The following is a 14,528-nucleotide window of genomic DNA, read 5'->3' on the forward strand; positions in this document are numbered from 1 at the left end:
GGCAAAAATCTCGATTTGACAGTAATCTGGCAGGGGTTTAAACCCCTGCCTCAAAGCTAAATTTGTCTGAAGACAGTTTAACAAATTATTAGAAAAACAACCAATTACCAATTACCAATTATTACTGTATTTTACTAACTCAGAACTTAGGTAATTGGCACAGGTTGGGCGAGTGCAGCAAATAAGGTTCGCCATGTACACCCTACTTTAATTCCACGAATCGGCGGCTGAACATCCAATAAGGTTCAGTTAAAACTATTTATTCCGGGCGAGATCCCCCTAAATCCCCCTTAAGAAGGGGGACGCAAGAGTAATTTCTTGTCCCACCCCCTACTCCCCTTCGTAGGGGCGGTGCGACCCCTACTCCCCGTGCCCGCCCTAGGCGCTAGGGGGGATCGAGCTTAACTGAGCCGTATTGGCTTAACATCAGGTTTTTAACCCTAATTGCTTCCTATTTGTAACCTCTATTTTTTTCCGACCAAATGCGGGTTGGTAGTCCCCAAACATAGACAAATCCTTCGGCAGCTTTGTGATCGAATTCGTCCTCTGCGCCGTAGGTTGCTAAGTCGAAACTGTACAGGGAATTTTCCGATTTGCGGCCAACAATTGTCGCATTTCCTTTGAACAGTTTGAGCCGCACGGTTCCAGTTACTCGCTTTTGCGTGTCCTGAATAAATGCGTCTAAAGCTGTTTTCAAAGGATTGTACCAAAGACCGTTATAAATCATTTGGCTGTAGGTTTCTTCGATGCCTCGCTTGTACCGCGTCACATCTGCTGTCAGCGTCAAACTTTCTAAGTCTCGGTGCGCGTGCATCAAAACTAAAATCGCTGGTGTTTCGTAAATTTCCCGCGATTTAATCCCGACGAGGCGGTTTTCAATCATGTCGATTCGGCCGACTCCGTGGTTTCCAACTATTTCGTTGAGTTGGGAAATTAAGGCGACTGGTGATAAATTTTTGCCGTTCAAAGTGACAGGATTTCCGAACTCGAAACCGATTTCAATATATTCGGGTGTGTCGGGAGTTTGTTCGATCGCCTTTGTCATCAAATAAACTTCCTCTGGCGGTTCCGCCCAAGGATCTTCGAGGATTCCGGCTTCAATTGCCATTCCTAATAAGTTGCGATCGATACTGTAAGGCGAAGACTTTTTCACCGGCGACGGAATGCCGCATCTTTCGCCGTATGCGATCGTTTCCTCGCGGCTCATTTTCCACTCCCGCGCTGGTGCTAAGATTTTAATCTTGGGGTTGAGCGCGCCGATCGACACATCGAACCGCACCTGATCGTTTCCTTTGCCGGTGCAACCGTGGGCGATGGCATCTGCACCGTATTTTTCCGCCGCTTCTACTAACAATTTAGCAATCAGCGGGCGAGCGAGGGCAGTCGAAAGGGGATAACGGTTTTCGTAAAGTGCGTTAGCTTGAATCGCTGGAAACGCATAGTCTTTGACAAATTCTTCGGTAGCATCAATAACTAAAGATTCCGAAGCACCGGATGCTAAAGCTTTTTTGCGGATCGGTTCTAATTCGTCTCCCTGTCCCAAATCCGCGGCCAGAGTAATTACTTCTTCAACACCCCACTCGTTTTTGAGGTAAGGAATGCAGACGGAGGTATCGACTCCGCCGGAATATGCTAGGACAACTTTTTTAGCGCGACTCATTGTTCTTTACATCCTGAATTTAACTGACATCTTGCACCCTTGTCACTAAGCTTTTCAGGGCGGGCTCTTCGACCCAACCCCTACTCCCCACAAAAAAATATCATTTTTGTGGAACAGGCATCTTGCCTGTTCGAGAGAATGGGGTAAGATGCCTGCCCCACAAGAAAATTAAATGTTTGTGGAACAGGCATCTTGCCTGTTCTGGAGAATGGTGCAAGATGTGATATTTAACCGACTTTTCATTATGCACCTAATTGAGATCGATTCTTGTCAGAAATAGTACAGATTTATATATTCTTTTTTTGCTAAACTTGGCTATTTACCGGGGGAGTTGCTGCGGAAAATCTGCTACCGTGGGATACGGTAACTGTGGCGATGGGGAAAAGCCGTGTTTTTTAGTGTTGTGATTCCGACGTATAATCGTAAACCGATTTTGGCAAAATGTCTACTGGCTTTGGAAAATCAGCAGTTCGGTGAGATTGTCAGAGAGTATGAAGTAATTGTCGTGGACGACGGATCGACGGACGGGACGCTGGAGTGGTTGGCCGCAAATGCTGACTTGTTGCCTCATGTGCGATCGATCTGTCAATCTCACCAGGGCCCGGCGGCGGCCCGGAATTTGGGCGTTGAAGATGCTAAGGGCGATACGATTATTTTTATTGACAGCGATTTGGTGGTAACAGAGCATTTTTTGCAAGCACACACCGATGCTTTACTACAGGGTTACAAAGATACTGATGCTGTTTTTACTTACGGCAGCGTGATTAATACTTGCAATTTCGACAATCCTACCTCAGAACCTTACAAAATTACCGATTTTTCGGCGGCTTATTTTGCTACGGGAAATGTGGCGATCGCCCGCCGCTGGCTGCAGGCTGCTGGACTTTTTGACACTCGCTTTCAACTGTACGGATGGGAAGATTTAGAATTGGGTGTCAGGTTAAAAAAATTAGGTTTGAAACTCATTAAATGTCCGGCTGCTGTCGGCTATCACTGGCATCCACCTTTTAGTTTAGAGCAAATTCCTGGCATGATTGACCGCGAAATTCAGCGCGGTAGAATGGGAGTTTTGTTTTATCAAAAACACCCAAATTGGGAAGTACGGATGATGATTCAAATGACTGTTTTGCACCAAATTCTGTGGGGATTTTTATCATTAGGTGGAATGCTAAATGAGCGAACGATGACTCCTTTTTTGCAGTGGTTGATTGACCAAGGCAAGCCGCAGTTAGCTCTAGAAATTGCTCGGATTTTTCTGAATTGGTATAACGTGAAAGCCGTGTACGCCGCTTGCGGGGAATTGCAGGCCGAGAACAACATACCATAAATCAGCCCGACAGCGCAAATAAAATATAATATATTGTAGGAGTCTTTCAGGGGCCATTGGTGTCAACTTAAGCTCATAATTAGTAACGGTATACTGTTTGACAATTATGCCTACACTGCCCTAGCGCTGCTTCAGAAGGGGGATTTAGGAAACAGGGCTGTTTCGGGGCAACCACGGGGGATTGCCCCTACGAAAAACCAGGCTTTTGTAGGGGGGTGCCAAGAATGCCCGCCCCCACCCAGAGATGATTTCATGGGCATTTCAGGCATCGGTGGAACCGGGCGTGGGTTTTGCCCCTACAAAAAAATGAAACCGCCCTGGATTTAGGGAACTCAAGACTTGGATACAAACCAGAAAAAAAAGAACTTTAGTCTTAAGTTGACACCCATGTTCCGGTCTGTTTTAATTAACCTTTCGAGTGTGGGTATCTAGTGACCAAACACAATAGAGAGCCACCCGGTAAAGGGAGGAAAAACCGGGTTATAAAAATTGTAAAAGTACAAGTTTTACCTTTAATCAAAATTCCTTGCTTAGCCTGTGATTTGAGGCATCAAGGCTGTTTTCTAACTCGGCTCCGATAAGTTGAGCCACCAACATTTTCAAAAGAGCATTGTTTTTGATATAATGACAGATGATTTAGGAGTGTGCTATATAGTCAATAGTTGTGCTGGTTCATCGGAGAGTGTTAGCTACAAGCGGTTAATGACTTTAAAAATATTCCCACATATACAACTTGAAGAGTTGGAGGGTTTACTGTGAATACAACTGACGATAAAAATCCAAGACTAGAAACAATTAGACTTCAAAACACTGTCTTACAAGAAAATATTTTAATGGTGGACGACCATCCAGAAAGCTTGCGACTTTTATCCCAGCTTTTGTCTAAGCGGGGATATAAAGTGCGGCCGACACGAGATGGCAAATTGGCTCTTAACTTTGCTCTGTCGAGTCCACCGGATTTGATTTTGCTGGACATTATGATGCCCGGTATGGATGGCTATCAAGTCTGCGAACAGCTAAAAGCTTGTCCGCAAACCAAACACATTCCTGTGATTTTTATTAGCTCTTTAAATGAAGTTTTTGATAAAGTCAAAGCTTTTTCGGTGGGGGGGGCCGACTACATTAGTAAACCATTTCAAACAGAAGAAGTGGTGAGCCGTGTCGAAAATCAACTGCTTCTGAACCGTCTTTATAAACAAATTTTAGCACAAAATGCGCTGCTGCAAGCAGAAATAGAAGAACGCAAGCGGATCGAAGCCGAACTCCGAGACAGCCAACGCTGGCTGTCGGCGGTAATTCAAACACATCCTAATCTTTTGTACGTTTCCGATTTGATTGAACAGCGAACTCTGTATATCAACCGCGAAATCTATAGCGATATTGGCTACACCCTTGAAGAAATCCAGCAGATGGCAGGAGGATTTCTTCCTAACTTAATACACCCTGACGATTTGCCCGGATTCTTAGAACACATGAGCAGGATTGAGGCAGCAAAAGACGGTGAAAGCTTTGAGTTTGAGTACAGAATTCCGCACAAAAATGGTGAATATCGCTGGTTTGTTAGCGTGGATACAGTGTTCGCCAGAACACCAGACGACAAACCTTGGAAAATTTTAGGAACGGCTACTGAAATTAGCGATCGCAAACAAGCCGAACTCGAACTTAAAACAGCTTTAGCTGCTTTGGAACGGCAAATTAAGCAAAGATTTCTGCTAGAAACAATTACTCTGGAAATTCGTTACAGCTTAAAGCAGGAGCAAGTTTTTCAAACAGCGACTGCCCAAATTGGTCGCATTTTTAATGCTGATTGCTGCTTGGTTCACACCTACACAGAACACCCTATTCCCAGAATTGTTAATGTCGCTGAGTACAGAAAATCCGCCTCCAAATCGCTTTTAGATTTAGAAATCCCCATAGATGGCAATCCTCACGTTCAGTTTTTATTGTCCCAAGATCAAGCTGTAGTTTCTGACGATGTTTTTTCCGAACCGCTGCTAGAAAACGTCCGAGATTTGTGCGGTCAAATAGGTTTGAAGTCGATGATATCCATCCGCACTTCCTACCAGGGAAAAGCCAACGGAATGATATGCCTGCACCAGTACGATCGCCCGCGCCAGTGGACACCAGATGAGATCGGATTATTGAAAACTGTGGCGGCACAAATGGGAATTGCGATCGCTCAAGCCAATCTTCTCGAACAAGATAAACAACAGCGACTTAAACTTCAACAAAGCGAAGCTAGTCTAGCAGCAGCCCAAAAAATTGCCCATATCGGCAGTTGGGAATTTGATTTAGTCACAAATAAAATCACTTGGTCAGAAGAAGTATTCCGCATTTTTGGTCTTGACTCAAGTGCAACTGAACCGACATCTGCCAAACTTTTAAAGATGTGTCATCCCGACGACAGAGAATTATTTCAACAAACAGTCAGCCTGACTATCTCACAAGGAATTTCCTACAAAAGAGAGTTCCGATTTTTGCATCCTAGCGGTCAAATTATATACCTCGAAGGAAGGGGAGAAGCTGTTTTTAGTGAAACAGGGGAAGTAATCAAACTGTTGGGAACAGTGATGGATATTAGCGATCGCAAACAAGCCGAAGCAGCTTTGCAAATTAGCGAAGAACGTTTTTATCTGGCATTTGAAGGCAGTGCGATGGGATTGTGGGATTGGAATCTGGCCACGGGAGAAGTCTATTTTAATCCCCGGTGGAAAATGATGCTGGGATATGAAGTAGAGGAAATAGCAAATAGTTTTGCATCCTGGGAGCAACTGGTACATCCAGAGGATTTGTCTCCGGCTAAAGCAGCGCTAAATGCTCACCTGGAAGGCAAAAATCCTACTTACGAAGTGGAATTTAGGATGCTGACAAAATCCGGCGAGTGGAAGTGGATTTTAGCTCAAGCGAAGGTGATGGAACACGACGCTTCGGGAAATCCTTTGCGGATGACGGGCACCCATATTGATATTAGCGATCGCAAACAAGCCGAAGTAGAGTTGCAATTTAGCGAACAGCGAGAACGAGAAAAAGCGCAACAGTTAGAACAAACTCTGGCCGACTTAAAAAAGGCTCAATCTCAGCTTATTCAATCCGAAAAAATGTCAAGTATCGGGCAAATGGTAGCCGGAATAGCCCATGAAATTAATAACCCGATTAGCTTCATCTACGGCAATATTATTCCCGCCGCACAGTACGCTCGCGATTTGGTGAAGTTGCTCCAATTCTACCAGCAATACTATCCTGAACCAGTTCCAGAAATAGCCCAAGAATTGGAAGAAGTCGAGGTGGATTTTATAGCTGGCGATTTCCCGAAAATCATGGCTTCAATGCAAGAAGGTGCTAACCGCATTAAGCAGATAGTGCTGTCTTTGAGAAACTTTTCTAGACTCGACGAAACAGATCGCAAAGTAATAGACATTCATGAAGGAATAGAGAGCACGTTGGTGATTTTGCAGCACCGATTCCAGTCACAGCCAAAACGTCGGGAGATTCAAGTTATTAAAAATTACGGGAACCTGCCCAAAGTCGAGTGTTATCCGGCTCAATTAAACCAGGTATTTATGAATTTGCTGGTGAATGCGATCGACGCTATAGAAGAGTCATCAGCCCACTGTACTTGCAAAGTTAACCAGATTCGCATTGTTACTGAACTCAGCAGCGAAAATCAAGTGTGTGTGCGGATTGTTGACAGCGGGCCCGGTATCCCTCCCGAAGTTCAGTCAAGGATGTTTGACCCGTTTTTTACTACCAAACCTGTCGGCAGCGGCACTGGTTTAGGGTTGTCGATTAGTTACCAAATAGTTAAAGACACCCACGGCGGTAAGTTGGAGTGTCATTCAGAAGTTGGCCGGGGAACAGAATTTGCGATCGAACTGCCGATTTCGCAAAAGTTGAAAGTTGAAAGTTAGGAGAAGCTGTCATATCATGTCGGGTAAATTAACCCTAATTCTGGTGGGGGCGGGTTCACCAACAATCTATAATATCAGCCACAGACGAGCGTAAACGCCCCTGCACCGTCAGATTAGGGGCAATTCAACGCACAGGATATTAATCGTCTACCAGAACCTATTTTAGAGTGCGTCATAACCTGACATTTTCTCCAGTATTTCCTGCGAACGGTCTGTCATTTAATGTAATCTCATCTTAAACATGATATAATAAAGAGTTAGCCTTTTGAGGCTCCAGACGTTGCGCTGCTAAAATTAGTAGTGAATATTACAGTTGCTATTATACAAACTCTGTCAACATACGTCTGCTGTAGCGTCTACCACATTTTAACTGAATTATGACTGACTCAATTCGCTTCCTCATGTGTGCTCCCGACCACTACGATGTGGATTACGTGATTAATCCGTGGATGGAGGGAAATGTCCACAAATCATCGCGCGATCGCGCCGTCGAACAGTGGGAAAAACTTTACCACGTCCTCAAAGACAACGCCGTTGTAGACCTCGTACCGCCGGCAAAAGGCTGGCCGGATATGGTTTTCACCGCCAACGCAGGCTTACTTTTAGGCAATACCTTCGTCCTCAGCCGTTTCTATCACAAAGAACGCCAAGGCGAAGAACCCTATTTCAAAGCATGGTTTGAAAGCAAAGGTTTCACCGTGCACGAACTCCCGAAAGACTTGCCGTTTGAGGGCGCTGGCGATGCTTTGCTCGATCGCGAAGGACGCTGGTTGTGGGCCGGATACGGCTTCCGTTCCGAACTCGACTCGCACCCGCTACTAGCAAAATGGCTCAACATAGAAGTGCTTTCCCTGCGTTTAGTTGACGAACGTTTCTATCACCTAGACACCTGTTTTTGTCCTCTGACAGGCGGATATTTGCTCTACTATCCAGCAGCATTTGACTCGTATTCCAACCGCTTAATCGAAATGCGAGTTGCGCCGGAAAAACGCATTGCTATTGAAGAAGCCGATGCCGCAAATTTTGCCTGCAATGCGGTCAATATTGACAAAGTTGTGGTAATGAACAAGGTTAGCGAAGCCTTGAAAACGCGCATTACTCAGGCTGGTTTTCAAGTAATTGAAACGCCGATGAGCGAATTTCTAAAAGCGGGCGGCGCCTGTAAGTGTTTGACGCTACGGGTAACGGAACCAGTGCAAGAAGATCGATCGGCAAACGTGATGGTAGAAAGCCGCACAATTCGCATGGAAGGTCACTTGCTCGATGCGGGTTTAATCAGCCGTGCTTTAGACTTAATTGTCGATCTCGGTGGCAGTTTCCAAGTGCTCAATTTCAATCTGGGAGAGCAGCGGCAAAGCACATCATCTGCGGACGTTAAAGTTTCGGCTCCTTCCCACGATGTGATGGAAGAAATGATGGGAATGCTGATTGACTTGGGTGCAGTGCCGCCACCACAAGAGATTTGCGACGCTATTTTAGAACCGGTAGTGCAAGATGGCGTTGGCCCGGACGACTTTTATGTTAGTACGATTTATCCCACGGAAGTGCGGGTAAATGGTCAGTGGGTGAAAGCGCAAAATCAGCGGATGGATGGTGCTGTTGCTATTACTGAAACCGCTGATGGCCCAGTGGCTAAATGCAAATTATTGCGCGATTTAAAAGTAGGAGAAAAAGTCGTTGTAGATGTAGTGGGTATCCGCACCATCCGCAAAACAGAATCGCGGGAACAGCGCAATTCTCAAGAATTCAGCTTTATGTCGGGCAGCGTTTCTAGCGAGCGCCGCGTAGAATTGGTGGTGGAACAAGTAGCGTGGGAATTGCGCCAAATTCGCGATCGCGGTGGCAAAGTTGTAGTTACGGCGGGGCCTGTTGTTATCCACACTGGCGGTGGCGAACATTTAGCGCATTTGATTCGCGAAGGTTACGTGCAAGCGTTGTTGGGCGGAAATGCGATCGCGGTTCACGACATGGAACAATCGAATATGGGAACCTCTTTAGGGGTTGACATGAAACGCGGTGTTGCTGTGCGCGGCGGACATCGGCACCACTTGAAAATAATTAACACTGTGCGGCGTTACGGGAGTATTGCAAAAGCTGTTGAAGCAGGGTTGGTTACTAACGGTGTGATGTACGAGTGCGTGAAGAACAATATACCGTTTTCTCTGGCGGGTTCGATCCGCGATGACGGGCCACTTCCCGACACGCAAATGGATTTAGTTAAGGCTCAAGAAGAATATACTGAGCTGTTACGGGGTGCGGATATGGTGTTAATGCTGTCGTCTATGCTGCACTCAATTGGTGTGGGAAATATGACGCCGGCTGGTGTGAAGATGGTCTGTGTGGACATTAATCCGGCGGTGGTGACGAAATTGAGCGATCGGGGTTCGATCGAATCTACTGGAGTTGTTACCGATGTCGGATTGTTCCTAAGTTTGTTGGTGAATCAATTGGATAAATTGACTAGCCGCCATCATGTAGCTCAATCTGTTTAGATTCGGCGGTTGAAACCGCGTCTATACAAACGAAGTCCGCCTGCGCGGACTGAAGAATAGAGGCTGGTAGGGTGCACAATGTGCACCTTACAGAGCCGATAATAATGCTCATTATAATCGCTCAAAATGCGCCCCAATAAATTGAGCGATCGCCCTTTCGATCGCCCTTTTCTCCTGCAGAGGATGTAATTTCTAAATTAGGGGCGGTGACGGGAGACAAATCGCCCGGTAAAGACCTAATTCGCAACTCATTTAGCAAAGCATTAATATTGTTCGGCTCAGCATCCAGAATGCTTGCCAGCGGCAGCAGATTTTGCACTGCATATTCGCCGAGTCGAGCATTAATACTCTCTGCTAAATAGCAGAGCATAATGTATCTGCTACTGCTACTGATAATATGAAATATTTTATTCAACTCATCAAAGTATTGAGTCCCCGGTATAGATGCCGCGATTTTGGTTTCACCCTTCCAGAATAAATCTACATGAATTTGACTAGCTGGCGAAACTTTAGCCTTTGCAATCCAGATGATATTGAGGATTGGTTCCGAGTCGCGCTCGTGGAAAATCAGCCGCTTTAAACCCGATATAAATTCTGGGGAATTTAGCGTATTTTGCCATTCTCGACACCAATCATTACTTTTAGCATTTAGGGCATTTTTGACCGTCGTCGGATGTTCAATCACATCTTTTAATAAAGAAAGACTTCCCGCAGCTTTGGCAAAGTTTGGGGAGATTTGCTGGTGCAGTATCTGGTTGGGATCAATGTAATCTTTGCGCCAAGGTGCGTCGGGGATGAGAACTTGACAGGCGGGAGCAAGTGTGATGTTAGCAGTAAGAATCGGTGGGTTTTTAACTGTGCAGCCTTCTAATGACTGTTGAGATTCTAGACGGCCGATGACCTCGATCGCAGAGTTTTTATCTGCTGCGTTTAAAGGTGTGTTGCTGTACTCTGCTGCTAATTCTTCGAGAAAATCTAGGTAATCTTGTACAACAGGCGATCGCCCTTGTCCCAAAAGCTGATAGACTTCGGAAAATGGATGAGAAACCGCTATAGTTGTGCGGCGGTTGCCGAAAAAAGGCACGTCATCCAAAAAAGCGTATTTTGGCCGCCAAAACTTACCCCTAGACTCATCCCACAGACATTGACGGTGAGCAAAGCGCTTTTGAATTTGCTGGCGTTGTTCGCTGGAAATACTGCCTTTGATGAAAGTATCATCGAGATACTTGTAAATTGCCTTTACTGATTGTAAATGTGCGTTTAGAGCGTCGGATGTCGTGATTTCAACTGTCATTTTCCCAAGTTTTGATTAGTGTATCAAAGTGGTCGATAACTGTAGTGGTATCTACAGGCTGAAAACCAAGTGCAGTTCTGATTTCGGGCTTCAGCAAGTCGCGATCAGGGCGTGCAAATAAAAATTTTTGGCTAGCAACTAAGCGAACATCTTGAATGAAACAGACATCTTTAGCGCGATACAGCCTGGGTTCAGGTATCGCAGCGGCGGGATATTGGCTTAACTTCTCAGGATTTTGCTCGACAGGAAGCCAAGGTTTATCTGCGAGTGTTTCAGCCAGTGTTTTGTTGGTATTCCCAATTTGGGTATATTTTAGTGCCTCCCAATTATCAACTATGTAGTTAAAAACCGCAATACAAGCATCGGTTACTGCGCCTGTACCCGAACGATTGGCGGTTTGAATTAGATTGTCAACACAAGCTGCAATGTCATCTGCACTCAAGGTTTTTCGCATCCCCAAATTATCGAAAAAATCGAGCCAGAGTGCATAATCCTGCGAGTAAAATTCCATGTCTGGAATAGCTGCTAAATTTCCGAGAATGTTGCGGATTACTTGACTTTCGGGATTGTAAATTAGTTCGACAGAGCGTAATCTGCGATCGCTACAGCGTACCAAACGCGCCTTTTTCAGCTCTTCCTGGAATGAAAAAGCATTCTCTCCTGCTTTTTCTAGTTCTTTGCAAGCATCATTCAGATGCTCTCGAATCCACGCCAGCGCGATTAATTGTTCTTCAGGAGCAAATGAGGCATACTCAGGTAACAAACACTCGCGAATTAGTCTAGCGCGATTCAGTACCGGAACTTGCAAAAATTGGAACAGCCGCAGCCATTGCCTGTTTTTTTCTATGCGTAAAAGCCTCAACGTACCTGCAATTTCCGGCGGTTCGTATCCACCGCCCGGAAGGTAGACATTTTCATCGTTGAGGGAAACTATTTCGTGGGAAGTTGTGGGGTAAATTGGTAGTTGACGCAGCTTGTTGAGGCTATCTTGGTCGTAATTTGTTGGTTCTGAAGCTGCCAGGAAATTGAGGAGAGAGGTATAATGCTGTTGGTGGTAGGGCGGCAAACCTCGATCGCACCGCGAAGATACTGTGTCTAGGACATCTGGGCCTGTCAGAAAATAGACTAACAGATTTTTGTGTCTTTGAGCAAATTGGGCGATCGCACTTTCAAGTTTAGCCGGTGCTTTGACAAGCGTCACCCCAAAATACTGTACAGCCTCGATCGTTTCCGCTGCAATATTATCAGCGCACAACAAAGGAGTTTCCGCAGTTCCTCCTTTGTGAAGCTTACCATCATTTCCCGGAACCAGTGGAACTTTCTTTAATTCCTCGACTGTTTCTGGCGACAGATATCTGGGGGAGATATTAAAAAAATAATTGTATACGAGAGTCAACCACTCTGCATTTGGTGGATTTAGTGCATCAGATTGCCAATCGCATTGTGACTGCGTTGAACTAATGACATAAACCAATTTTCTCGCTACTTCTGTAGCCTTCATTTCTGACACGCCAATCATGTTATGTGTAGGCACTACCTGGCTTAAATCTTGATGCAAAAACCATTCTAGATGATCGGCAAATATCTGCCTTGATGTCTCTTCGGAAAAGTAAATAGTGCCTATCGGGTTGTAACCAAATACTTGCAGAGTATTATTAGCGAGAAAAGCTAGCGGTAAACCGCGCAAATCCCGGTGATTGTCGCTGATGCAATAGCGCAGCATATTCGCAATCCACTGTCTATTTTGCAAGCTGGGTTTCGGTGCATCTTGCAAGGGGACGCCTAGTTGTTTGTTTTCGGTTAAGTGTTGTCGCAAGTTAGCTGCCGTGAATGTTTGCAACAGCAAACCTGCATCTTTAAAAGCTGCCAAAATTGACTCGGGTAATGGCGGTTCGGGAATGTCGATATTGTCGGCGCGCATTGCTGCTAATAATTCGTCCCACAACTTTTTAGAAGGTAGATTTTTGACTGTCGGAGGCGTCACCCATCTTGTTTGTGACACCACGGCCCCGCTGAATAGATGTTGAGTTACAGCGTGTTCTACAGCCGATCGCACAACTGCTCTCTGATACAATAACTGTATGACAAAACGGTGCAGTTCTTCGAGAGCTTTGCTGACAGTAATTTTGCTAACAGGCCAAAGTTTGTAAAATTCCTCTGGCTGATACCTGCCAATATCTTGCACTAAATCAACAATTAAGTTAGCATAAGCGTGGGACAAAACGTGCTGTGCGAGTAGCTGGTTCCAAATAGCTCTCGGTCGGTCTTTTCCAGTTTGTCCGCTGTCGCTGCTGAGGTTATCCCGCGAACTATTTAAGTTAAAAAAACCGTTGATGTGAACGGGTAGCCCAGTTTCCAGGGGAAGTGGCAAAAAACAGTAAACTTTCCCGCCCACAGGTTGAGGATTTCCCTCGGTACTAACAGCATTAATCCTAGCAGCAGCGCCCGCCCAAGGCAATACTTTTTCTTGGCTTTCGTACATTGCTTTTATGACTTTTGCCAACTCGTCGCCTTCATCTGTGCGAATTAAACTTACTGTTCTCCAAGTTGATTTGGTATTCCGATTCCCGCTAATCGTTTCTATCTCGTGGCGGTAAGAAACTGATATTAAACCGGCTGGATTATTGTGGCACAATTCCAGCAATTTGTCTGGTGTCTGGGGAATTGCATCGAGGAGTTGTTGCCGCGATTCTCGTACTTCTTGCTGGTTCTGGGTAACAATCGCCAGAATCTCTTGCCTAGTTTCTTGACTGTTGGCGGGGATTTCGTAAACTCTAATTTCCTGAACCGATTTCAGGAATAGCAGCAGTTCTTCACCTGAATTAATCAGTGCGTCTAGTAGTTCATTGACGTTGGATTCGGTAAAAGCTTGTTTGCGAATTTCGCTATTTTTAGCGTGTTCTGCGGTTCTCAAGGGCAAGCGAAACAAAGTGCCTTGAAAATTTGTATCTCCTAATGGCAATCCTCCCGCTGCGTAGACTTGCATAAAATCGGGATATTTTTCGTACCATTTAGCGTCTGCCAAATTCCATTCGCGTCCCGGTTCTTGTCGGGAAGTGCCCGGAATCGCCGCGCCGTGAGGATCAAAAAAGATGATGCGATCGCGCGATACGAAACTCGGATAATCTGTAACATGATATATTGCATTAAACCCGACGCCAAATCTACCCGTTTTCTGCAAATCTCGGGCTTTTTCGCTTTGTCCCAGACTGCGAATGCTCTCAAAATCTTTATCTGCAAACACGCGATCGTTGTAGACTAACATCGCCGGCCCCATTAGCCGTACCATACGATCGTCAGGCAATTGTTTGACCGGATGGTGGCGCCAATCAAGAGTAATTTCTACGCGCGTTGCTTTAGCGTCGTCAGCATTTTGGATCAACTCTTTGATAATGCCAACGCCTTCGGGATAATCTCGGATAATCCCTCTCAAGCGGGCGATCAAGGGTTCGGATTGGTAGAAAGACTTGCCCTCAATTTCGCTGTTGCTGTAAGCCATAGATGTTCTGACGACTAAAAGCGGGAGGAATTTAAATGCGATCGCGCATCTTCACTTTGTATCTAATACTATACAAGCGAAGCGTAAATACAAGTAGGGTGCGCGCGCAGCAACCTACCGAAAGCTATTCGTAATATTGCAATAAAAAGCCTCAGACCCGCAAGTCTGAGGACCGGAGTTCCTGAAAATCGTCACTTCTTACTATTGTCGCCAACAAACACCACAACATACAAGAGGGGTGCAACCCAGCACGGCAGTTTTTGGCAGACAGAGATTGCTTCCTGACTCGGAAGGCGAAAACAATTTTTAATTCCACACTTCACGAAAGCAAAACAATTATTCTCGCCA

General features: G+C 45.5%; 6 protein-coding genes. 3 read left to right on the top strand and 3 right to left on the bottom strand.

Annotated features, from left to right (window positions below):
• Positions 1-451: 451 nt before the first annotated feature.
• The gene (locus QUB35_RS10780) at positions 452-1,660 is read right to left on the bottom strand and encodes an argininosuccinate synthase (RefSeq protein ID WP_333141923.1); all 1,209 of its coding nucleotides are present in this window, start codon (positions 1,658-1,660) and stop codon (positions 452-454) included.
• Positions 1,661-2,048: 388 nt separating this feature from the next.
• On the opposite strand from QUB35_RS10780, the gene QUB35_RS10785 reads away from it, so the two are divergent.
• From QUB35_RS10785 to argZ, 3 genes are all read left to right on the top strand, one after another.
• On the top strand, positions 2,049-2,987 hold the full coding sequence (locus QUB35_RS10785; protein WP_333141924.1) for a glycosyltransferase family A protein: 939 nt from the start codon (positions 2,049-2,051) through the stop codon (positions 2,985-2,987).
• Between the two features lie 755 nt (positions 2,988-3,742).
• Entirely contained in the window at positions 3,743-6,895 is a 3,153-nt protein-coding gene (locus QUB35_RS10790; RefSeq protein WP_333141925.1) for a PAS domain-containing protein, read from the top strand.
• 377 nt (positions 6,896-7,272) lie between these two features.
• Positions 7,273-9,387 carry a bifunctional arginine dihydrolase/ornithine cyclodeaminase gene (argZ, locus tag QUB35_RS10795; RefSeq protein ID WP_333141926.1) on the top strand — a complete coding sequence of 705 codons (2,115 nt, stop codon included), beginning with the start codon at positions 7,273-7,275 and terminating at the stop codon, positions 9,385-9,387.
• A 121-nt stretch (positions 9,388-9,508) separates the two neighbouring features.
• Here argZ and QUB35_RS10800 read toward each other — a convergent pair whose 3' ends face one another.
• Both QUB35_RS10800 and QUB35_RS10805 read right to left on the bottom strand, forming a co-directional pair.
• Entirely contained in the window at positions 9,509-10,681 is a 1,173-nt protein-coding gene (locus tag QUB35_RS10800) for a hypothetical protein (RefSeq protein ID WP_333141927.1), read from the bottom strand.
• A complete protein-coding gene (locus QUB35_RS10805; RefSeq protein ID WP_333141928.1) occupies positions 10,671-14,180 on the bottom strand; it encodes a sacsin N-terminal ATP-binding-like domain-containing protein in 3,510 nt (1,169 codons plus the stop codon). The genes QUB35_RS10800 and QUB35_RS10805 overlap by 11 nt, the downstream gene beginning before the upstream one ends.
• Positions 14,181-14,528: the final 348 nt, after the last annotated feature.

The sequence above is a fragment of the Microcoleus sp. B13-B6 genome (assembly GCF_036705405.1).
Classification (GTDB): Bacteria; Cyanobacteriota; Cyanobacteriia; order Cyanobacteriales; family Microcoleaceae; genus Microcoleus.